We start from the raw sequence: 21,201 nt of genomic DNA, 5'->3' as shown, positions 1-21,201 counted from the left end.
ACACTCCCGTCGTCGGCACGCCGCCCGGGTCACCGTCGGCGCTGACGGGAGGGGCGGGGGCGGGGGCCCGGCCGGTGGTCTGAGGGCAGAGGAGCGGGGGCACTGCAGGCGGGGAGGCCGCACACGGTCCGGGACCGTCGGCCGACCCGGCGTGGCGAGGCCCCGGGGTGGTGGCCCGGGGCTGTCGTCCGCGGGGCAGCACTGGCCCGGTTCCGACGCGTTGCGGCCCCGCCAGGATCACCGTGGGGCCTTGGCAGAAGGGTACACAGACGACCGACCGATCTCGTGCGGACGGATCGAGCCGGCGGCGCGTCGTCCTCAGGTGTCGGGGTGTCGCCGAACGCCGTCCCCACCAGGGTCTTCGCCGTCGCGCGCCTCGGCCGTGCCCGGGGCCACCGCCGGGGCGGTGTCGCCCTCGTCGGTGGGGCGCGAGCGGGTGTCCGCAGCCACACTCCCCCGGGTGACCACCTCGCGGGGCCGGCCGCGCTGCCAGACCAGGTACGCGACGGCCAGCAGCCCGACGACGACGGAGGTGTAGACGTTGAGCCGGACCCCGCCGATGGTCTCCGCGGGGTCGGTGCGCAGCAGCTCGATCCACAGCCGGCCGGCGCAGTAGAGGGCGACGTAGAGCGCGAAGGCCCGCCCGTGGCTGAGCCGGAAGCGCCGGTCGGCCCAGACCACCACGGCCGCGGCGGCCAGGTTCCACAGCAGCTCGTAGAGGAACGTGGGGTGGAAGGTGCCCAGCACCAGCGGCTGCCCGTCCGGGCCGACGGCGGCCTGCGTGCCGGTCCACTCGTAGACGGTCAGGGCCCACGGCAGGTCGGTGGCGCGGCCGTAGAGCTCGTTGTTGAACCAGTTGCCCAGCCGGCCGATCGCCTGGGCGACGAGCAGCCCGGGGGCCAGCGCGTCGGCGAAGGCCGGCAGCGGGATGCCGCGGCGGCGGCAGGCGATCCAGGCGCCGACCCCGCCGAGGGCGATCGCGCCCCAGATGCCCAGACCGCCCTCCCAGATGGCCAGCGCGCGCAGCGGGTCGCCGCCCTCGCCGAAGTAGGGCCGGGGGCTGCTGAGCACGTGGTAGAGCCGGCCGCCGACGATCCCGAACGGCACCGCCCACACGGCGATGTCCAGGACGTCGCCGGGGGCGCCACCGCGGGCCACCCAGCGGCGCTCGGTGAGCACGGCGGCCGCCACGATGCCGGCGATGATGCACAGCGCGTAGGCGCGCAGCGGCAGCGGGCCCAGCTGCCAGACGCTCTGCGTGGGGCTGGGGAGGGCGGCCCAGACGGTCACGGTGCCGGTGCTCACCGGGCGGCGACCGGGCGGCGGACGCCCGCCGCCAGGTCCGCCGACAGCCGGCGCACCCCGTCGGCGCCCCGGCCCTCGAGCAGTTCGCGGACGTAGGCCGACCCGACGATCACGCCGTCGGCGAAGGCGGCGACCTCGGCGGCCTGGTCCCCGTTCGAGACGCCGAGGCCCACGCAGACGGCGAGGTCCGGCGCCGCGGCCCGGGTGCGGGCGACCAGCTCCTCCGCCGCGTCGCCCACGGTGGCCCGGGTGCCGGTGACGCCCATGGTGGAGGCGGCGTAGACGAAGCCGCGGCAGGCCGCCGTGGTCGCGGCCAGCCGGGCGTCGGTGGACGACGGGGCGACGAGGAAGACCCGGTCGAGGTCGCGGGACTCCGAGGCCGCCAGCCACGGCCCGGCCTCGTCGGGGATCAGGTCGGGGGTGATGGCGCCGGCGCCCCCGGCGGCGGCCAGGTCGGCGGCGAAGCGGTCCACGCCGTAGCGCTCGACCGGGTTCCAGTAGCTCATCACGACCGGCACCGCACCGGCCGCGGCGACCGCCTCGACGGCCTGCAGCACGGCGGGCATGCCGACGCCGGCGCGCACGGCCGGGTCGACGGCCTGCTGGATGACCGGGCCGTCCATCCCCGGGTCGCTGTAGGGGACGCCGATCTCGACGACGTCCGCGCCGCCGTCGACCGCGGCGGCCATGGCCTCGATCGAGCCGGGGACGTCGGGGTAGCCCACCGGCAGGTAGGCGATCAGCGCCGCCCGGCCCTCGGCGCGGGCGGCACCGATGCGGTCGGCGAGCCCACTCACGCCTGGCTCCCGGCGTCGGGCCCGGCGACCGCCTCGCCGTTGGCCACCGCGCCCTCGGTGGGCCGCTGGTCGGTGTCCAGGCCCGGCCCGGGGTCCGCGCCGCGGCCGGCCTCCACCGCCCGCTCGTCCTCGTCGGTCGGGGCGCCGCGCCCGCCCAGGCCGAACCAGGCGCTGGCCGTCTCGACGTCCTTGTCGCCGCGGCCGGAGAGGTTGACCAGCAGGACGGCGTCCGGCCCGAGCTCGCGGCCCAGCGTCAGCGCGCCGGCCAGCGCGTGGGCGGACTCGATGGCCGGGATGATGCCCTCGGTGCGGCACAGCAGCGCGAAGGCCTCCATGGCCTCGGCGTCGGTGACCGGCCGGTACTCCGCCCGGCCGATGTCGTGCAGGTGGGAGTGCTCGGGCCCCACGCCCGGGTAGTCCAGGCCGGCGCTGATCGAGTGCGACTCGACGGTCTGGCCGTTGTCGTCCTGCAGCAGGTAGGAGCGGGCGCCGTGCAGCACCCCCGGCGTCCCACCGGTGATGCTGGCCGCGTGCCGGCCGGTGGCCACGCCGTCGCCCCCGGCCTCCAGGCCGACCAGCCGCACGCCGGCGTCGGGCACGAAGGCGGTGAAGACGCCGATGGCGTTGGAGCCGCCGCCGACGCAGGCCAGCACGGCGTCGGGCAGCCGGCCCTCCCGCTCGAGGAGCTGGGCGCGCGCCTCGTCGCCGATCACCCGCTGGAAGTCGCGGACCATCTCGGGGAAGGGGTGCGGGCCGGCGACGGTGCCGAAGACGTAGTTCGTCGTCTCGACGTTGGTGACCCAGTCGCGGAAGGCCTCGTTGATGGCGTCCTTGAGGGTGCGCGAGCCGGTGGTGACCGGCACGACCTCGGCGCCGAGCAGCCGCATCCGGGCGACGTTGAGCGCCTGGCGGCGGGTGTCCTCCTCGCCCATGTAGACCGTGCAGGACAGCCCCATGAGCGCCGCCGCGGTCGCGGTGGCCACGCCGTGCTGCCCGGCCCCGGTCTCGGCGATGACCCGCTGCTTGCCGATCCGCCGGGTCAGCAGCGCCTGGCCCAGCACGTTGTTGATCTTGTGCGAGCCGGTGTGGTTGAGGTCCTCGCGCTTGAGCCAGATGCGCGCGCCGCCCGCGTGCTCGGCGAACCTGGGCACCTCGGTGATGGGGCTGGGCCGGCCGGTGTAGTCCCGCTGCAGCGCGGCGAACTCGGCGGTGAAGGCCGGGTCGACGCGCATGGCGCGGTAGGCGGCGGTCAGCTCGTCGAGGGCGGCGATCAGCGCCTCGGGCACGAAGCGGCCGCCGAAGACCCCGAAGTGGCCGGTGGCGTCCGGCCAGCTCGGGCGCGTCGGCTCGAGTCGCGGCTCGGGCGGGCGGACGGCGCTGGTGGTCATGCCCCCAGTGTCCCGCGTCTCGCGGTGCAGGTGGTGGAGGGGGTCAGCGCGCCGGGCCGCCGGCTCCGGCTCCGACTCTCGCGCCGTTCCCTGCACTCGGGCGCCGGAGCAGCAGCGCGCAAGAAGGGGCAACGGCGCGGGAGTCGCCGGATCCCGACGGGCCGCCCTCGGCGCCCGGGGTCAGCGGGGGGTGTGCGGGGTGGCCGGGTGCGCCCCGGCGGTCACCAGGTCGGCCACCGCCTGGCGGGCGTCGCCGGCGGTGACCAGGCCCTCGCCGACGAGGACGGCGTCGGCCCCGGCCGCGGCGTAGGAGATCAGGTCGTGCGGCCCGCGGACGCCGGACTCGGCGACCTTGACCACCCCCGACGGCAGCCCCGGCGCGATCCGCTCGAAGGTGGAGCGGTCGACCTGCAGGGTGGTGAGGTCGCGGGCGTTGACGCCGATCACCGCGGCGCCGGCGGCGAGTGCCCGGTCGGCCTCGGCCTCGGTGTGCACCTCCACCAGCGCGGTCATGCCCAGGGACTCCACCCGCTCCAGCAGGCCGACCAGCGCGTTCTGCTCCAGCGCGGCGACGATCAGCAGGACGACGTCGGCGCCGTGCGCGCGCGCCTCGTGCACCTGGTAGCTGGTGACGACGAAGTCCTTGCACAGCACCGGGACGTCGACCGCGGCGCGGACCGCGGCCAGGTCGGCCTGCCCCCCGCCGAAGCGGCGGCGCTCGGTGAGCACGCTGACCACCCGCGCGCCGCCGTCGGCGTACTGCCGGGCCAGCACCGCGGGGTCGGGGATGTCGGCGAGCGCGCCCTTGGACGGGCTCTGCCGCTTGACCTCGGCGATGACGCCGACACCGGGGGCGCGCAGCGCGGCCAGGGCGTCCAGGGGTGGGCGGGCGTCCGCGGCGGCGGCCTTGACCTCCGCCAGGGGGGTGCCGGCCTCGCGGACGGCGAGGTCCGCACGGACGCCGGCGACGATCTCGTCGAGCACGGACACGAGTCCTCCCGCTGCTGCTCGTCCTCCGCCCGCAGGGCCGTGTCGGACCACCTCGGGGCGCGGCCCCGGCCGGGACCCGATCCGTGGACCCACTCTAGAGGCGGCGACCGCCCCACTCCCCGCGGGGGCGACGCCGCCGTCCCCCGGGTGGGTGTGGCGCCGGTGGGCCCGGGTACTCAGCGCTGTTCGGTCCGCTCCTCGGTGGGGTCCTCACCGCGGTCCAGGGCCCGCCAGGCGTCCAGGGCGCGGTCCTCGTCGCTCCGCTCGCGCCGCGGGGCCGGTCCGGTGGCCGCGGGCCGCTCGTGGCGGCGGCCCAGCCCCGGCCAGCCCCGCCCGCGCAGCACGGTCAGCAGGCCGGCCGCGGCCGCCAGCAGCCCGGCGACGACGGCGAGCACCGGCCACGCGGCCTGCACCGAGGCGCTGGTCGTGCTGCCGGGGGTCGCGGCGAGCACCCCCGCGGCCGTGGCGTCCGCGTCGGCGAGCAGGGTGCGCAGGCCCGACCAGCCCAGCACCCCGCCGGCCACGGCGGCCAGCAGGCCGACCAGCACCCGCCCGGTGCCGCGCACGGCGAGCAGCGCGGCGGCCGCGGCCAGCAGCACCAGGCCGCCGGCCGGGACCAGCGGGGCGAGCTCGGAGCCGGTCAGCTGCTCGGTGACCGGCGGCAGGGGCGCCGGGCGGGTGACGGTCGCGGCCAGCCAGGTCTGGCCGCCGGTGGACAGCGCCAGCGCGCCGGCCACCGCCGCACCGGCGACGGCCGCGGGCAGCTCCCGGCGGGACCGCCCGCTCACGGGAGCTCCCGCATCCCCTCCGCCGTCGCGATCGCCGCGAGCACCGCCCGCGCCTTGTGCCGGGTCTCGGCCTCCTCGGTCGCCGGATCGCTGTCGGCGACGATCCCGGCTCCGGCCTGCACGTAGGCCCGGCCCTCGTGCAGCACCGCCGTCCGGATGGCGATGGCCATGTCGAGGTCCCCGCTGGCGTCCACGTAGCCCACCGTCCCGGCGTAGAGCGCCCGCCGGCTGGGCTCCAGCGACTCGATGATCTCCATCGCGCGCGGCTTGGGCGCCCCGGACACCGTGCCGGCGGGGAAGGTCGCGTCGAACACGTCCAGGGCGTCCCACTCGGGCGCGACCTCCCCGGCGACGGTGGACACCAGGTGCATGACGTGGCTGTAGTGCTCCACGCGCATGAAGTCGGGCACCTCGACCGAACCCGGCAGGCACACCCGGCCAAGGTCGTTGCGGGCCAGGTCGACCAGCATCACGTGCTCGGCGCGCTCCTTGGGGTCGGCCAGCAGGCCCTCGGCCAGCCGCACGTCCTCCTCGGGGGTCGCCCCGCGCGGGCGGGTGCCGGCCGGCGGGTGGACGACGGCCGAGCTGCCGGTCACCGTCACCAGCGCCTCCGGCGAGGAGCCGACGACGTCGAACGGCGACTCCCGGCCGGCGAAGCGCAGCAGGTACATGTAGGGCGACGGGTTAGTCGCCCGCAGCACCCGGTAGAGGTCCAGCGCGTCGACGTCGGTGGGCACCTCGAAGCGCTGGGCCAGGACCACCTGGAAGGCGTCGCCGGCCCGGATGTGCTCGCGGACGGTCTCGACCCCGGCCTGGTACTCCCCCGGCGCCATGTTGGAGCGCACCGGCGGCGGCTCGGCGGTGGCGAAGGCGGCCACCCCGGACGGCCCGGCCTCGGTGAGGTCCGCCGCCATGGCGTCCAGCCGGGTCACCGCGTCGTCGTAGTCGCCGGTGAGCGCGTTGGCGATGAGCAGCACCGTGCCGTCGTGGTGGTCCAGCACCGCGAGGTCGGTGACCAGCGCGAGCGCCAGCTCGGGCATGCCGAGGTCGTCGGTGCTGGTCTCCGGCAGCCGTTCCAGCCGCCGGACGACGTCGTAGCCGAGGTAGCCGACCAGCCCGCCGGTCAGCCGGGGTAGGTCCGGGCGGCGCGGGGAGCGCAGCCGGCGGGCCAGGGTGCGGACGGCGGCCAGCGGGTCCCCGGGGAGGTCCTCGGTCAGGCCGGGCAGCGGCTCCCCCAGCCACAGCGCGGCGCCGTCCCGCTCGGTGAGCACCCCGGCGCTGCGCACGCCGACGAAGCTGTACCGGCTCCACTGCTTGCCCTGCTCGGCGGACTCGAGCAGCACCGTGCCAGGCCGGTTGCCGGCCAGCTTGCGGTAGACGCCGACGGCGGTCTCCCCGTCGGCCAGCAGCCGGCGGGTGACCGGGACCACCGGCTGGTCGAGTGCGGCGAACTCCTCCCGGGTGGGGGTGGTCTCACCCAGCCGCACGGGTGACCTCCAGCTCGCGGGAGAAGCAGGAGCGCGCGCCGGTGTGGCAGGCCGGGCCCTCCTGGTCGACCAGCAGCAGCAGCGCGTCGCCGTCGCAGTCCAGCCGGACGTCGCGGACCCACTGCCGGTGCCCGGAGGTCTCCCCCTTGACCCAGTACTCGCGCCGGCTCCGCGACCAGTAGGTGGCCCGCCCGGTGGTCAGGGTGCGGTGCAGTGCCTCGTCGTCCATCCACGCGACCATGAGCACCTCGCCGGTGTCGTGCTGCTGGACGACGGCGGCGACCAGGCCGGCGGGGTCGCGGCGCAGCAGGGCGGCGACGGCGGGGTCCAGGGTGGGCTCGGCGGCGGGGACGGCGGACACCCCCCGATCGTCCCACCCGCGCGCAGCCGGCCCGGTCACCGGTGCGGCGGGCCACTGCCCCCGGCGTCACCGGCGAACCAGGCCCGGGCGGGCCGGCCGACCGACAGCCCCAGCGCCGCCGCCGGCGCAGCGGCCGCGACGAGGACCAGGAGGGCCAGCACGGCCGCGCTGCCGTCGAGCAGCGCCAGCAGGCGCACCGCCCAGTAGGCGGCCAGGGCCAGCTGCAGGCCGGAGGCCGCGACCAGCGACCAGCGCGCGAGGGGACGGCGGGTCGCCAGCGCCAGCACCCCCGCGGTCACCAGGAGCACCACCGAGGCCACCTGCACGACGGCGAGCGTGCCCGCCTCGGCGACCAGCACCGCGGCGCCGGCCGGGAAGCCGGGCTGGCCGACGGCCGCGGAGAGCACCGAGGCCAGCAGCTGCAGGTAGGCGGTGACCAGCGCCACCCCGGCGGCCTGCACGAGCACGAGCACCGCGGCGGCGACCACCTGTCCGGGCCGCCGCGGGCGGGCCGGTGCCGGCGGCCACGGCCCCGACCACGGCGGCGGCTGCGGCGGCCAGGCCCAGGCCGGTGGGTACGGGGTGGGCGCGTAGGGGGCGGTCGGCGGCGGCCCGCTGTAGGGCGCACCCGGCTCGGTCTCCGTGGCCGGGTCCGACCAGGGGCTCGGACTCACAGTGCCGTCCGTTCGACTCCGCGCTCGATCCGCGCCTCGGTCGCCGGCGCTCCCTGCGGTGCTCCCTCGCGCGTCGTCCTCACAGCGCGGCCGCCAGCGCGCGGCCGGCGACCCGGCCGGAGAACAGGCACCCGCCGAGGAAGGTGCCCTCCAGCGACCGGTAGCCGTGCATCCCGCCACCGCCGAAGCCGGCGACCTCGCCGGCGGCGTAGAGCCCGGGGAAGACCTCGCCACCGGGTCGCAGCACCCGCCCCGACAGGTCGGTCTCCAGCCCGCCGAGGGTCTTGCGGGTGATCAGGTTCAGCCGGACGGCGACCAGTGGGCCGGCGGCCGGGTCGAGCAGCCGGTGCGGCGGCGCGACCCGGATCAGCTTGTCGCCCAGGTAGCCGCGGGCGCCGCGGATGGCGGTGACCTGCAGGTCCTTGGTGAACGGGTGCGCCACCTCGCGGTCGCGGGCCACCACCTCGCGCTCGACGTCGCCCAGGTGCAGTTGGGGGGTGCCGCCGGTGACCCGGTTCATGCCGTCGACCAGCTCGGGCAGGGTGCGGGCGACGACGAAGTCCTCGCCGTCGTCCAGGAACCGCTGGACGGGGGCGGCGACGCCGGCCCGGACCCGGCCGAGCAGCAGCCTGAGGTCCCGGCCGGTGAGGTCGGGGTTCTGCTCGGAGCCCGACAGGGCGAACTCCTTCTCCACGATCCTGTGGGTGGCGACGAACCAGGTGTGCTCGTGGCCGGTCTGCCCGATGTGGGCCAGCGTGCCGAGGGTGTCGAAGCCGGGGAACAGCGGCACCGGCAGCCGCTTGCCGGTGGCGTCGAGCCACAGCGACGAGGGCCCGGGCAGGATCCGGATGCCGTGCCGCGCCCAGACCGGCGAGTGGTTGGCGACGCCCTCGGTGTAGTGCCACATCCGGTCGGCGTTGACGACGCTGGCGCCGGTGTCCTGGGCGACCTGCAGCATCCGGCCGTCGACGTGCGCGGGCACCCCCGACAGCAGCCGCCGCGGCGGCGGGCCCAGCCGCGCCGGCCAGTTGCGCCGCACCAGGTCGTGGTCGCCGCCGATGCCCCCGGAGGTGACGACGACGGCCTGCGCGCGCAGCTCGAACTCCCCGACAGCGGTGCGCGAGCTGGCCTCGCCGCGGGCGGCGTCGCTGGGCTCCAGCACCGTGCCGCGGACGCCGGTCACCGCGCCGCCCTCGACCACCAGCTCGTCGACCCGGTGGCGGAACCGCAGCTGCAGCACGCCCCGCTCGGCGGCCGCCCGCACCCGGCGGGCGAACGGCGCGACGATGCCCGGCCCGGTGCCCCAGACGATGTGGAAGCGGGGCACGGAGTTGCCGTGGCCGGTGGCGGTGTAGCCGCCGCGCTCGGCCCAGCCGACCACCGGGAACAGCCCGATGCCCTGCTCGCGCAGCCAGGCCCGCTTCTCCCCCGCCGCGAACTGCAGGTAGGCCTCGGCCCACGCCTTCGGCCAGTGGTCCTCCGGCCGGTCGAAGGTGGCGGTGCCGGCCCAGTCCTGCCGGGCCAGCTCCAGGGAGTCGCGCACCCGCAGCCGGCGCTGCTCCGGGGAGTCCACGAGGAACAGCCCGCCGAAGGACCACCACGCCTGTCCGCCGAGGGACTGCTCGGGCTCCTGGTCCAGCAGCACCACCCGCCTGCCGGCGTCGGCCAGCTCCGCGGCGGCGACCAGCCCGGCCAGCCCCGCCCCCACCACGACGACGTCGGTGTCGCTCACGCAGGGCACGCTAGCCGGTGCGCTGCGTCGAGCGGCCGCGCCCGGGGGGCCGCGTCGTCCGGGCGGGTCCGGGCCGTCAGCGGCCGGGCCGCCCGCGCACCCACCGGCGCACCCGCGGGGTGGCGGCCAGCACGGCGGCGAGCAGCGGGGCGAGCAGGAGCAGCAGCGGCAGGGCCGGGTTCGCGGCCTCCTCGGTCCGGACCGCCGTCCAGACCACCACGCCGGCCAGCACCGCCACCGGGAGGAGGGCGAGCACCGTCGGCAGCCAGCCGCGGCGGGCCAGCAGCCAGATCGCGGCGCAGACCTGCACCACCGGCACCACGAGGAGCAGGATCGCCCACGGGTCGACGCCGGCGTCGGCGGTCACCCCGCCGAGCGCGACCGCGACGACCGCGAGGAAGCCGGTCGGGGCCGCGCCGACGACGCCCAACGCGGCTGACGCCAGCGCTGCCGGCGGTGTGCGGGCGTCCGGCGGGGGCAGGTCGGCCGTCGCCCGGCCGGGGTCGCGGGGTCTGGCCACACCGGCAGGCTAGGGCTCCCACCCCTCCGTCCTCGCATCCCGCGCTCACGGCCGGAACCGCGCTGCAGCCACCGGAGCCGCCCCGCAGCGCGGCTCCGGTGGCTGCACGGCGGCTCCGGTGGCTACGGGACGACGGCGGGGTCAGGCCGTCGGCGCGGGCTCCCCGGCCGAGGAGCGGCGCCAGGAGGCGTGCAGCCGGGCGTAGGGGCCGACGGCGTCCACCAGGTCGGCGTGCGTGCCGCGCTGGACCACCCGGCCGGCGTCGACGACGAGCACCTCGTCGGCCCGCTCAGCGGTGGACAGCCGGTGGGCGATGGTCAGCGTCGTCCGCCCGTCGGTGAGCCGGTCGAGGGCGTGGGTGAGCCGGCGCTCGGTGGCCGGGTCGACGGCGCTGGTGGCCTCGTCGAGCACCAGCAGGTCGGGGTCGGCGACGTAGGCGCGGGCGACGGCGACCAGCTGCCGCTCCCCCGCCGACAGCGACTCCCCGCGCTGGCCGACCCGGGTGGCCACGCCGTCGGGCAGCCCGGCCACCCAGTCGCCCAGGCCCAGCTCCTCCAGGGCGGTGCGCACGTCGCCGTCGGCGATCCCGGGCCGCCCGTAGCGCACGTTCTCGGCGACGGTGGCGTCGAACAGGAAGCCGTCCTGGGGCACCATCACCACCCGCTGGCGCAGCGAGGCGAACGCGACCCGGTCCAGCGGCACCCAGCCGGCGTCGTCGTCGCCGAGCAGCACCCGCCCCTGGGTGGGGTCCATGAGCCGGGTGACCAGCTTGGCGAGGGTCGTCTTGCCCGACCCGGTCTCGCCCACGACCGCCACCCGGCGGCGCGGCGCGATCTCCAGGTCGACGTCCTCCAGGGCGGGACGCGCGCCGGGCGCGTAGCGGAAGGTGACGTGCTCGAAGCGCACCCCGAGCGGCGCGTGCGGCAGCTCCCGGGCGTCCCCGGGGGTGGCGACGGCGGGGTCGCGGACGTCGGGTGCGGTCTCCAGCACGTCCAGCACCCGGCGGAACCCGGCGATGGCGTTCTGCCCCTCGTTGAGCACCTCGGTGGCGACCTGCACCGGCGCGACGAACAGCGTGACGAGGAAGAGGAACGCGACCAGGGTGCCCGGGGTGATGTCGCCGTCCAGGCCGAGCAGGACGCCGGCGACGACCACGGCGACGTTGGCGACGGCGGCGGCGAACTCCCCGCTGACGAAGACCGCGGCGGTGACCCGCTGGGCCCGCACCTGCGCCCGGTAGTGCCGCTGGATGGCGCGGTCCAGGCGGGCGGCGGTGCGCTCGCGGATGCCGTAGGCGCGCACCGTGGGTGCGCCCACGACGGCCTCGGACACCGCGGCCAGCACGTCGCCGACCCGCTCGCGCACGACGCCGTAGGCGACGGCCAGCCGCGCGGCCAGGAACCGGACGGCGGCGGCCAGCGGCACGAAGCAGGCCAGCACGACGAGGGTCAGCTGCCAGGAGTAGACGGACATGACGACGGTGGCCACGACCAGCTGCCCGAGGCTGACCACGCCCAGCACGCCGCCCCACTGCATGAAGGTGGACAGCTGGTCGACGTCGCTGGTGACCCGGGAGACCAGCGAGCCGCGGCGCTGGCCCTGCTGGTGCAGCGCCGACAGGTCGTGCACGTGCCGGAACGCCCGGGTGCGCAGGCCGGCCAGCGCGGTCTCCGTCGTCCGGAACAGCCGCACGTTCATCCGGTACACGGCGACGACGGTCAGCAGCACGACGACCGCGCAGACCAGCACCACGGTGCGGACGAAGTCCGCGTCCGGGCCGCCGGGGCCGGCCAGGCCGCGGTCGATCACCTGCTGGACGGCGATCGGGACGACCACCCGCCCGGCCGTCGCCACCAGCGCGAGGGCGAAGGTGACCGGCAGGCCGCGGCGGAACTCCGGCATCATCGCCAGGCCCCGGCGCAGGGTGGCGAACGCGCCCTCCTCGCGGTGCCCGGCGACCGCCGCGCTCACGCGGCCACCTCCGTCTGCGCGTAGGCGCGCACCAGCGCCACGTAGCCGGGGACCTCCGCCAGCAGCTGCTCGTGGCTGCCGCGGGCCAGCACCCGGCCGCCCTCCAGCCACACGACCTCGTCGGCCAGCGCGATCGTGGCCTGCCGGTAGGCGACCACGACGACGGTGGAGGGCCGCTCCGCGCCGCGCAGCGCGTCGAGGATGCGCGCCTCCACGGCCGGGTCGACCGCGCTGGTGGCGTCGTCGAGCACCAGCAGCCGGGGACGGCGGACCACCGCGCGGGCCAGCGCGATGCGCTGCCGCTGCCCGCCGGACAGCGTGGCGCCGCGCTCGCCCACCCGGGTGTCCAGCCCGTCGGGCAGCCGGCGGACGAAGTCGTCGGCCGCCGCGGTGGCCAGCGCGGCCCACACCTGCTCGTCGGACAGGTCCGCGCCGAGGGTCACGTTGCCGCGCACGGTGTCGTCGAAGAGGAAGGTGCCCTGCGGGACGAACGCCGCCTGGGCGCTGACCTCGCCCTCCCGCAGCGCCCGCAGGTCCACGCCGTCCAGCAGCACCTCGCCGGTGGCCGGGTCGACCAGGCGGACCAGCAGCCCGGCCAGCGTGGACTTGCCCGACCCGGTGGGCCCGACGACGGCGACCGTGCTGCCGGGGGCGACGTCGAAGGTGACGCCGGACAGCGTGGCGCGGGCGGCGCCCTCGAAGCCGTAGTCGACGCCGCGCAGGCCCAGTCCCGCACCCGCGGTCCCGGTGACCGCCGTGTGCGCACCGTGCGGCGTCTCGCCGGTCGCGTCCAGGACCGGCGTGACCCGGTCGAAGCCGGCCAGCGCGCGCGGCAGGTCGGCCAGCACCCAGCCGATGGCTCGGATGGGCAGCGCGAGCAGGGTGAACAGGTAGGCGATGGACACCAGGTCGCCGGCGTCGGTGGCGCCCTCGGCGACGCGGGTGGCGCCGATCAGCAGCACGGCCAGGGTGCCCAGGTTGGGCAGCGCCTCCATCAGCGGGTCGAAGAGCCCACGCACCCGGCCGACGGCGACCAGCCCGTCGCGCAGCTCCTCGGCGCGGGTGGTGAAGCGGCGGGTCTCGACGTCCTCCCGGCCGAGGGTCTTGACGACCAGGGCGGCGTCGAAGCTCTCGTGGGCGATCTCGCTGACCTCGGCGCGCAGCTGCTGGGCCCGCTGCATGCGCGGGCTCATCGCCTGCGAGTAGACGGCGTTGAGCACGAACACCAGCGGGAAGACCACCAGGCCGACGAGGGCCAGCAGCGGGTCGGTGGCCACCAGCGCGGCCACGGTGATGCCGATCATGACGATCGCGCCGCAGGCGAAGGGCAGCGGCGCGACGAAGAACCAGGCCGCCTCGACGTCGGAGTTGGCGTTGGACAGCAGCTGCCCGGTGGGGTGGCGCTGGTGCCAGGACAGCGGCAGCCGCAGGTACTGCCCGGTGACCCGGCGGCGGTACTCGGCCTGCAGCCGGAAGCTCATGACGCCGGCGAACAGCCGCCGGCCGAGGATGCCGAGGATCTTCAGCAGGGCGACGCCCAGGATGGCCGCCGCGGCCACGGCGAGCGCGCCGGCGGAGGTGACGCCGTCCGCGAGCGCCGGGAGGACGACCCGGTCGACGACCTCGCCGAGCACGTAGGCGCTGGCGACGGTCATGGCCCCGTAGAGGCTGCTGGCGACGAGGGCGAGGGTGAACATGCCCGGCTGCTCGACGATCGCGCGCCCGACGTGGCGCATCCCTCGCCGGACGACGGCGTCTCGGCGGGTGGGCACGGCTCTCCTCGTCTCGGTGCAGGCGGTGCCCCTGACGATACTGAGGACGGCTAAGTGATCGCCCACCGTTTCCGGGGACCGCGCGATCGGTAACCCCGGCCGGTGACCTCCTCTTCCCGTCCGCTGGCCGCGCGGGAGCGTGCCGCGCTCGCCGACCTCCTCGACGAGCTCGGCCCGGACGCACCCACCTGCTGCGCGGGCTGGACGACGGCGCACCTGGCCGCACACCTCGTCACCCGCGACCGCCGCCCGGACGCCGCACCCGGGTTCGCCCTGGAGGCCACGCCGGTGGGCCGTCCGCTGGCGGCCTGGTCGCACACGGTGGAGGACCGGCTGCGCACCACCACCGGCTACGCCGACCTCGTCGCCCGGGTGCGCTCCGGCCCGCCGCGCTGGCTGCCGACCTCCTGGCCGCCGGTCGCCGCGCTGGTCGACACCACCGAGTACGCCATCCACCACGAGGACGTCCGGCGCGCGCAGCCCGGCTGGGCGCCGCGGGAGCTGCCGCGGGCGGCGCAGGACCGGTTCTGGCGGGACGCGCTCCTCTTCGGCCGAATGGCCGCCGGCCCCGTGCCCGGCGCGCTGGTGCTGCGCCGCGGGGACGTGCCCGGTGCGGAGCGGCGCTTCGGCACCGGGACGCCGGAGACGGTGGTGACCGGCGAGCCGCTGGAGCTGCTGCTGTGGGCCAGCGGCCGCCGCGACGTCGCCCGGGTCACCGGAGGCTGAGAGCGCAGGTTTCCTGCACTCCGAGCCTCCGTCAGCGCAGGGGGTGGTCGGCCTCCCGCCGCACGGGGACGCCCGCGTCGGCCAGCGCGCCCTTGACCTCGCCGATGCGCAGCTTGCCGAAGTGGAAGACCGTGGCGGCCAGCAGTGCATCGGCGCCCGCGTCGACGGCCGGGGGGAAGTGCGCGGTCTCCCCCGCGCCACCGCTGGCGATGACCGGCACGCTGACCTCGCGGCGCACGCTGCGGATCAGCTCCAGGTCGAAGCCGGCCTCGGTGCCGTCGGCGTCCATGGAGTTGAGCAGCACCTCGCCGACGCCGAGCTCCGCCGCTCGGACCACCCACTCCACGGCGTCCCGCCCGGTGCCGCGGCGCCCGCCGTGCGTGGTGATCTCGAAGCCGGAGTCGCACGCCCCGCCGTCCTGACACCGGCGGGCGTCCAGGGAGAGCACGAGCACCTGGTTGCCGAAGCGGTCGGCGATCTCGGCGATGAGCTCCGGGCGGGCCACGGCGGCGGTGTTGACCGCGACCTTGTCCGCGCCGGCCCGCAGCAGCCGGTCGACGTCCTGTACCGACCGCACGCCGCCGCCGACGGTGAGCGGGATGAACACGCTCTCCGCGGTGCGGCGGACGACGTCGTAGGTGGTCTCCCGGTCCCCGGAGCTGGCGGTGATGTCGAGGAAGGTGAGCTCGTCGGCGCCCTCGGCGTCGTAGACGCGGGCCATCTCCACCGGGTCGCCGGCGTCGCGCAGGTCGACGAAGTTGACGCCCTTGACCACCCGGCCGGCGTCGACGTCCAGGCACGGGATGACGCGCACGGCGAGGCTCACGCCGGGGTCCTGCGGACCGCGTCGGCCTCGACCTCGACCAGCATCGCGGGGTCGATCAGCGCGGCGACCTGCACCATCGAGGTGGCCGGCCGGATGCCGGCGAAGACCTCGCCGTGGGCACGGCCGACCTCCAACCAGCGGGAGATGTCGGTGACGTACAGCCGGGTGCGGACGACGTCGGCGAGGGTGAACCCGGCGCGCTCGAGGGCCCGCTCCACGGTCGCCAGGGCCTGCCGGGTCTGCGCACCGGCGTCCCCGGGGTGGGCGACGGCGCCGTCGACCGTGGCCGTCGTGCCGCTCACCCAGGCCATGTCGCCGTGCACGACGACCCGGCTGTAGCCGACCACCGCCTCCCAGGGCGCGTCGGAGCCGAACCGGACGACGGTCACGCCGACGCCTCGCGGGTGACGGCCAGCGCCTCGGGCAGGGTGAACGCGCCCGCGTAGAGGGCCTTGCCGACGATCGCGCCCTCGACGCCGACCGCGCTCAGCCCGGCCAGCGCGCGGATGTCGTCCAGCGAGCTGACCCCGCCGGAGGCGACGACCGGGCGGGGCGTGGCGGCGCACACCTCGCGCAGCAGGTCGAGGTTGGGCCCGCGCAGCGTGCCATCCTTGGTGATGTCGGTGACCACGTAGCGGGCGCACCCCTCGGCGTCCAGCCGGGCGAGGGTCTCGTAGAGCTCGCCGCCCTCCCGGGTCCAGCCGCGGGCCGCGAGCCGGGTGCCGCGGACGTCGAGGCCGACGGCGATCCGGTCGCCGTGCTCGGCGATGGCCCCGGCGCACCAGTCCGGCGACTCCAGCGCGGCGGTGCCCAGGTTGACCCGGCGGCAGCCGGTGGCCAGCGCGGCGGCCAGCGTCTCGTCGTCCCGGATGCCCCCCGAGAGCTCGACGTCGACGTCCAGCTCGCCGACCACGCGGGCCAGCAGCTCGCGGTTGGAGCCGCGGCCGAAGGCGGCGTCGAGGTCGACCAGGTGCACCCACTCGGCGCCGTCGCGCTGCCACTGCAGGGCGGCGTCCAGCGGGTCGCCGTAGGAGGTCTCGCTGCCGGCCTCCCCCTGCACGAGGCGGACGGCCTGCCCGTCGGCGACGTCGACGGCGGGGAGCAACTGGAGCTTCGGCACGGACCCCAGCCTAGGGAGTGCCCGCACCGGCCCCGGGGGCGTGCCGGGCGGCGAAGCGGCCGGGCGTGGTCCCGGTCACCCGGGCGAAGTCGCGGGTGAGGTGCGCCTGGTCGGCGTAGCCGAGCGCCGCGGCCACCTCGCCGATGCTCGACGGGGAGGCGCGCAGCCGCCCGGCCGCCTCCTGCAGCCGCCGGCGCTGCACGAGCCACTTCGGGGTCAGCCCGAGCCGGCGGGCGGTCAGCCGCTGCAGCGCCCGCTCGGACAGGTCGAACCGCTCGCAGACCTGGGCGACCCGGGTGACCTCGGGGTGCTCCTCGACGAAGGCCACCACCCGGTTGACCAGCTCGCCCTCGGCGTCGACCGGCAGGAGGGGGCGCAGCGCGTCGCCGAACGCGGCCACGGCGGCGGCGTGCGCGGCCGGCGCGTGCGGGTCGGCCGCCATCGCCGCCCGCACCCGGTCGGCGAGTCGCTCCCCGGCGGCGCCCAGCACCTCCGCGACGTCCACGAAGCGGTCGGTGTAGGCGGTCATCGGGCCGCCGGCGAGCAGGCTGCCGGCGGCCGGCGCGCACATCACCCCGACCGCCCAGCCGTCGCCGGTCAGCGTGGTCGTCGACAACCCCGACACGACCCCGTAGAAGCGGGCGTAGTCGACCGAGACCACCACCAGCGCCACCGGGTACTGCAGCACCCGCTGCGGCGCCTCCTGGCCGGGCGGCACCGACCAGACCGGGATCCAGAACCGCCGCAGCAGCCCCTCGAACTCCGCGGAGGCCGGGTACCGGTACATCACGTGCGAGGCGTCGCCCGGCTCCCGCAGGTGGGCGCGCTCGACGGCGTCCCGCGCGGCGCTCTCGGGCCGGGGGCTGTCGGGTTCCATCAAGACCGAGCCTGCCGCACCGCCCTACGGTCCGGCGCGTGGACACGACAGCGACGCAGTACGAGGCCGCGAGCCGGCCGCTCACCGCACTCCTGGACGCCGTGCCGGCCGGCAGGTGGGCGAACCCGTCGCCGTGCGCGGGGTGGTCGGCCGCCGACGTCGTCGGGCACCTGATCGCCACCCAGCGGGACTTCCTGGGGAGCCACGGCGTGGACCTGGGCGGGGCACCCGACGTGGCGGCCGACCCGGCCGCCGCGTGGCGGGCGCACGCAGCCGCGGTGGCCGCGGCGCTGGCCGACGAGTCCGTGCTCGCGCGGCCGTTCGACGGCTTCTTCGGGCCGACCACGGTCGGCACCACGCTCGCGCGGTTCTACGTCTGGGACGTGCTGGTGCACCGGTGGGACGTGGCCCGCGCGGTCGGCGCCGACGACCGGCTCACCGACGAGGAACTGGACCGCGTCGCCTCCGGCGCCGACGGCTTCGGTCCGGCGCTGCACATGGACGGCATCTGCCGGCCCGCGGTGGACCCGCCGGCGGACGCCGACCGGCAGACCCGCGTGCTGGCCCGGCTGGGCCGGACGGCCTGAGAGAGGACCCCCGTGCCCCCCGCCGCTCGCACGCTCGCGACGGGCCCCTGCACGGGGGCCGTCGGGACTCGGGACGGGTCCGAAGGGTCCCGCCCCGGGGTGACAGGGTGGCGGGGTGGAGTTCGCTGACGTCGTCCGCCGGCGGCGCATGGTCCGGGACTACGACCCCGACCGACCGGTGCCGGCCGAGGTCCGCGAGCGGCTGCTGGAGCACGCCATCCGCGCGCCGTCCGCGGGGTTCACCCAGGGCTGGGCGTTCCTCGTCCTGGAGGACCCTGCCGACCGCGAGCTGTTCTGGTCGGTGACCTCACCCGGGGGCGCACCGGACGGCTGGCTCACCCGGATGCGCCGGGCCCCGCTGCTGGTGCTGCCCCTGTCGTCGAAGGCCGCCTACCTGGAGCGGTACGCCGAGCCGGACAAGGGCTGGACCGAGCGGGACCCCGCCGGTGTCGCGGCCCGCTGGCCGGTCCCCTACTGGGACGTCGACGCCGGGATGGCCGCGCTGCTGATGTTGCTGACCGCCGTCGACGAGGGGCTCGGGGCCGCCTTCTCCGGCGTCCCCGGCGAGCGGGTGGACGCGCTGCGCGCGGCGTTCGGCGTCCCGGACACCCACCGCCCGGTCGGCCTGGTCACGGTGGGCTACCCCGGTGCGGACGACCGCCGGTCGCCGTCCCTGCGACGCGGACGCCGGGGTGTCGACGAGGTCGTGCACCGCGGGCGCTGGTGAGCGGCCTGGGGACGGCGCTGCTCGCGGCCGCCGTCCTGCTCGGCGCGCTCACCCAGCGGGCCACCGGCCTGGGGTTCGCGCTGGTGGCCGCCCCGTTCCTCGTCCTGCTGACCGGCCCGGCGATCGGCGTCTCGCTGTCCAACGTGCTGTCCGCGTCGCTGTGCGCGCTGGTGCTGGTCCGCACCGGGCGCCGCACGCTGTGGCGGGAGGTCGCCCTGCTCTCGGTGCCCGCGCTGCTGGCCATCCCGCTGGGCGTCTTCGTCGTGCGCGCCCTCCCGGAGGGGCCGCTGCTGGTCGCCGTGGGCCTGATGTCGGTGGCGGCCGTCGCCGTCGTGGCGGTGGGCCGCCGGCGGGCGCTGATGACCGGCCGTGGGTCGGCGGTGGTCGCCGGTGCGCTGGCCGGGTTCATGAACGTCACCGCCGGGGTCGGCGGGCCGATGGTCACCGCCTACGCGGTGTCCCGGCAGTGGCCGCTGCCGGTGTTCATCCCGACCGCGCAGGCCACCCTGCTGCTGCTCAACGTCGCCTCGCTGGTCGGCAAGGGCCTCCCCCCGCTGGCCACCTCCGTGTGGCTGGTCAGCGGGGTCGCCCTGCTCGTGGGACTGGCAGCCGGGGAGCTGCTGGCCCGGCGGCTGGGCGCGGCGCGGGGCCTGCAGCTGGTGATCGTCGTCGCCCTGGCCGGCGGGGTGGCCACGCTGGTGCGGGGCCTGGTCGCGCTGGCTGGTTGACTGCCGGGCGTGAGCGACTCCCGAGCCGTCCTGGTCACCGGTGGCTCCCGCGGCATCGGCCGGGCCATCGCGCAGGCCTTCGCCGCCGCCGGCGACCGGGTCGCCGTCCACTGGGGCACCTCCCGGGACCGCGCGGAGGCCGTGCTGGCCGAGCTGCCCGGCGACGGGCACGTGCTGGTGCAGGCCGACCTCGCCGACGCCGACGCGGTGGGCGCCATGGTGGACGACGCCGCCGCGGCGCTGGGCGGGCTGTCCGTGCTGGTCAACAACGCCGGGGTGTTCACCGCCCACCCGCCGCTGTCGGTGTCCTACGAGGAGTGGCAGGCGGCGTGGTCGCGGACGCTGGCGGTCAACCTGCTCGGCGCGGCCAACGCCACCTTCCGCGCCGTCCCGCACCTGGTCGCCGCGGGCGGCGGCGCGGTGGTCAACGTCTCCAGCCGGGGTGCCTTCCGCGGTGAGCCGGACACCCCGGCGTACGGCGCGTCCAAGGCCGGGCTGAACGCCTTCGGCCAGTCGATGGCGCTGGTCCTGGCGCCGCACGGCATCTCCGTGGGCACCGTCGCGCCGGGGTTCGTGCAGACCGAGATGGCCCGCGAGGTGCTCGACGGGCCGGGCGGGGACGCCGTCCGCGCGCAGTCGCCCTACGGCCGGGTGGCCCGCCCCGAGGAGGTCGCCTCCGCGGTGCTGTGGCTGGCGTCGCCGGGCGCGCAGTTCTCCACCGGGACGATCATCGACGTCAACGGGGCCTCCTACCTGCGCAGCTGACGGGGACACTCGGGGCGTGGCCGTCCTCCTCCCCCGCCGGGCCGGCCGGCGGACCAACGTGGGGCTGCTCGGCCTGCTGCTGCTCGCCGGTGGCACCGGGGTGCTGGCCTTCGGCGTCGGGTCGCCGGGGCCGGCGCGGGTGGTGGTCGCCGCGCACGGGGCGGCCGGGCTCGGGCTGCTGCTGCTCGTGCCGTGGAAGGCGGTCGTCGTGCGACGCGGCTGGCACCGGCGCCCGGTGGGCGGCGGCGGCGCCGCCCTGGGCGTCGCCACCCTGCTCACCCTGCTCACCGGCGTGCTGCACGCGGTCGGGGTGACCGGGCCGTGGTCGTGGTCGGCCGGGGTCCCGGTGCTGCACCTGCACGTCGCCCTCGGCGTGGCCACCGGCGCGCTGGTCGCCGTCCACGCGTGGAGACGGCGGCAGCGGCCGCGGGCCACCGACCTCGACCGCCGCGGCCTGCTGAGGGCAGGTGCGCTGGTCGCCGGCGCGGCGGCCCTGTGGGGCGCCGGCGAGGGACTGCTGCGGCTGGCCGGCGCGCCGGGTGCGCGGCGGCGGGCCACCGGCTCCTTCGAGCGCGGCACCGACGATCCGGCCGTGATGCCGGTGACCCAGTGGTTCACCGACACCGTGCCCTCCGCCGCCGCCGGGACGGTCGAGCTGGTGGGCGCCGGCCGGCGGGTGCGGGTGCCGGTGGCCGACCTCGACCGCGGGGACACCGTCCGGGCGGTGCTCGACTGCACCGGCGGCTGGTACGCCGCGCAGGACTGGGGCGGCGTCCGCCTCGACCGGCTGCTCGCCGTCCTGGGCCCAGACCTCCCGGCCGACGGCAGCGTCGACGTCGTCTCGGTGACCGGCTTCCGGCGCCGGCTGCCGCTCGCGGACGCCGGCGACCTGCTGCTGGCGACCTCCGCCGCGGGCCGGCCGCTGTCGGCCGGGCACGGGGCGCCGGTGCGGCTGGTGGCACCCGGACGCCGGGGTTTCTGGTGGGTCAAGTGGGTGGCGCGGGTCGAGGTCGTCGACGCACCGTGGTGGCTGCAGCCGCCGTTCCCGCCGCAGTAGCGC

General features: G+C 77.1%; 22 protein-coding genes. 6 read left to right on the top strand and 16 right to left on the bottom strand.

The features are described from left to right. Positions 1-318: 318 nt before the first annotated feature. From lgt to RTG05_RS08965, 12 genes are all read right to left on the bottom strand, one after another. The gene (gene lgt, locus RTG05_RS09020; protein WP_315912463.1) at positions 319-1,305 is read right to left on the bottom strand and encodes a prolipoprotein diacylglyceryl transferase; all 987 of its coding nucleotides are present in this window, start codon (positions 1,303-1,305) and stop codon (positions 319-321) included. Continuing rightward, positions 1,302-2,102 carry a tryptophan synthase subunit alpha gene (gene trpA / locus RTG05_RS09015; RefSeq protein ID WP_166528359.1) on the bottom strand — a complete coding sequence of 267 codons (801 nt, stop codon included), beginning with the start codon at positions 2,100-2,102 and terminating at the stop codon, positions 1,302-1,304. Before trpA ends, lgt begins: the two co-directional genes overlap by 4 nt. Then, the gene (trpB, locus tag RTG05_RS09010) at positions 2,099-3,490 is read right to left on the bottom strand and encodes a tryptophan synthase subunit beta (protein WP_166528358.1); all 1,392 of its coding nucleotides are present in this window, start codon (positions 3,488-3,490) and stop codon (positions 2,099-2,101) included. Before trpB ends, trpA begins: the two co-directional genes overlap by 4 nt. Before the next feature lie 180 nt (positions 3,491-3,670). Then, on the bottom strand, positions 3,671-4,480 hold the full coding sequence (gene trpC / locus RTG05_RS09005; RefSeq protein ID WP_208104873.1) for an indole-3-glycerol phosphate synthase TrpC: 810 nt from the start codon (positions 4,478-4,480) through the stop codon (positions 3,671-3,673). A 176-nt stretch (positions 4,481-4,656) separates the two neighbouring features. Then, entirely contained in the window at positions 4,657-5,268 is a 612-nt protein-coding gene (locus RTG05_RS09000) for a Trp biosynthesis-associated membrane protein (RefSeq protein ID WP_166528356.1), read from the bottom strand. Then, the gene (locus RTG05_RS08995) at positions 5,265-6,755 is read right to left on the bottom strand and encodes an anthranilate synthase component I (protein ID WP_166528355.1); all 1,491 of its coding nucleotides are present in this window, start codon (positions 6,753-6,755) and stop codon (positions 5,265-5,267) included. Before RTG05_RS08995 ends, RTG05_RS09000 begins: the two co-directional genes overlap by 4 nt. After that, positions 6,742-7,116: a phosphoribosyl-AMP cyclohydrolase gene (gene hisI / locus RTG05_RS08990; protein WP_166528354.1), complete on the bottom strand. Its 375-nt coding sequence runs from the start codon at positions 7,114-7,116 to the stop codon at positions 6,742-6,744. The genes RTG05_RS08995 and hisI overlap by 14 nt, the downstream gene beginning before the upstream one ends. Positions 7,117-7,151: 35 nt before the next feature. After that, positions 7,152-7,790, bottom strand: a complete 639-nt coding sequence (locus tag RTG05_RS08985) for a hypothetical protein (RefSeq protein WP_166528353.1) — start codon at positions 7,788-7,790, stop codon at positions 7,152-7,154. A gap of 79 nt (positions 7,791-7,869) precedes the next feature. Then, the gene (locus tag RTG05_RS08980) at positions 7,870-9,522 is read right to left on the bottom strand and encodes an FAD-binding dehydrogenase (RefSeq protein WP_166528352.1); all 1,653 of its coding nucleotides are present in this window, start codon (positions 9,520-9,522) and stop codon (positions 7,870-7,872) included. Positions 9,523-9,598: 76 nt separating this feature from the next. After that, positions 9,599-10,042, bottom strand: coding sequence for a hypothetical protein (locus RTG05_RS08975; RefSeq protein ID WP_166528351.1), 444 nt, complete (start codon positions 10,040-10,042; stop codon positions 9,599-9,601). A gap of 141 nt (positions 10,043-10,183) precedes the next feature. After that, positions 10,184-12,013 carry an ABC transporter ATP-binding protein gene (locus RTG05_RS08970; protein ID WP_208104872.1) on the bottom strand — a complete coding sequence of 610 codons (1,830 nt, stop codon included), beginning with the start codon at positions 12,011-12,013 and terminating at the stop codon, positions 10,184-10,186. Then, positions 12,010-13,785 carry an ABC transporter ATP-binding protein gene (locus RTG05_RS08965; RefSeq protein ID WP_315912459.1) on the bottom strand — a complete coding sequence of 592 codons (1,776 nt, stop codon included), beginning with the start codon at positions 13,783-13,785 and terminating at the stop codon, positions 12,010-12,012. Before RTG05_RS08965 ends, RTG05_RS08970 begins: the two co-directional genes overlap by 4 nt. A gap of 102 nt (positions 13,786-13,887) precedes the next feature. Between RTG05_RS08965 and RTG05_RS08960 the strand changes: the two genes are divergently transcribed. Further along, positions 13,888-14,511 carry a TIGR03085 family metal-binding protein gene (locus RTG05_RS08960; protein ID WP_166528350.1) on the top strand — a complete coding sequence of 208 codons (624 nt, stop codon included), beginning with the start codon at positions 13,888-13,890 and terminating at the stop codon, positions 14,509-14,511. A 31-nt stretch (positions 14,512-14,542) separates the two neighbouring features. On the opposite strand, the gene hisF is transcribed toward RTG05_RS08960, so the two are convergent. Genes hisF through RTG05_RS08940 form a run of 4 tightly spaced genes read right to left on the bottom strand, consistent with a single transcriptional unit; the run spans position 14,543 to position 17,334 of the window. Beyond that, the gene (gene hisF, locus RTG05_RS08955; RefSeq protein ID WP_166528349.1) at positions 14,543-15,337 is read right to left on the bottom strand and encodes an imidazole glycerol phosphate synthase subunit HisF; all 795 of its coding nucleotides are present in this window, start codon (positions 15,335-15,337) and stop codon (positions 14,543-14,545) included. After that, on the bottom strand, positions 15,334-15,726 hold the full coding sequence (locus RTG05_RS08950; protein WP_166528348.1) for a RidA family protein: 393 nt from the start codon (positions 15,724-15,726) through the stop codon (positions 15,334-15,336). Before RTG05_RS08950 ends, hisF begins: the two co-directional genes overlap by 4 nt. Further along, on the bottom strand, positions 15,723-16,457 hold the full coding sequence (gene priA / locus RTG05_RS08945) for a bifunctional 1-(5-phosphoribosyl)-5-((5-phosphoribosylamino)methylideneamino)imidazole-4-carboxamide isomerase/phosphoribosylanthranilate isomerase PriA (RefSeq protein ID WP_166528347.1): 735 nt from the start codon (positions 16,455-16,457) through the stop codon (positions 15,723-15,725). The genes RTG05_RS08950 and priA overlap by 4 nt, the downstream gene beginning before the upstream one ends. A 10-nt stretch (positions 16,458-16,467) precedes the next feature. Then, positions 16,468-17,334: a helix-turn-helix domain-containing protein gene (locus tag RTG05_RS08940; protein ID WP_166528346.1), complete on the bottom strand. Its 867-nt coding sequence runs from the start codon at positions 17,332-17,334 to the stop codon at positions 16,468-16,470. A gap of 38 nt (positions 17,335-17,372) precedes the next feature. Between RTG05_RS08940 and RTG05_RS08935 the strand changes: the two genes are divergently transcribed. The 5 genes from RTG05_RS08935 to RTG05_RS08915 all read left to right on the top strand — a co-directional run bounded on the left by RTG05_RS08935 (position 17,373) and on the right by RTG05_RS08915 (position 21,198). Continuing rightward, a complete protein-coding gene (locus RTG05_RS08935) occupies positions 17,373-17,921 on the top strand; it encodes a TIGR03086 family metal-binding protein (protein WP_166528345.1) in 549 nt (182 codons plus the stop codon). Between the two features lie 115 nt (positions 17,922-18,036). Continuing rightward, entirely contained in the window at positions 18,037-18,648 is a 612-nt protein-coding gene (locus tag RTG05_RS08930; protein ID WP_166528344.1) for a nitroreductase family protein, read from the top strand. Then, on the top strand, positions 18,645-19,376 hold the full coding sequence (locus RTG05_RS08925; RefSeq protein ID WP_166528343.1) for a sulfite exporter TauE/SafE family protein: 732 nt from the start codon (positions 18,645-18,647) through the stop codon (positions 19,374-19,376). Before RTG05_RS08930 ends, RTG05_RS08925 begins: the two co-directional genes overlap by 4 nt. 9 nt (positions 19,377-19,385) lie before the next feature. After that, positions 19,386-20,141, top strand: a complete 756-nt coding sequence (locus RTG05_RS08920; RefSeq protein WP_315912458.1) for an SDR family NAD(P)-dependent oxidoreductase — start codon at positions 19,386-19,388, stop codon at positions 20,139-20,141. Positions 20,142-20,157: 16 nt separating this feature from the next. Then, positions 20,158-21,198: a molybdopterin-dependent oxidoreductase gene (locus tag RTG05_RS08915; protein ID WP_315912457.1), complete on the top strand. Its 1,041-nt coding sequence runs from the start codon at positions 20,158-20,160 to the stop codon at positions 21,196-21,198. The last annotated feature ends 3 nt before the right edge of the window (positions 21,199-21,201 follow it).

It is taken from the genome of Geodermatophilus sp. DSM 44513, assembly GCF_032460525.1.
GTDB lineage: Bacteria > Actinomycetota > Actinomycetes > Mycobacteriales > Geodermatophilaceae > Geodermatophilus.
The sequence above is the reverse complement of the archived record's forward strand: the minus strand, read 5'-3'. Positions and strand labels throughout refer to the sequence as shown.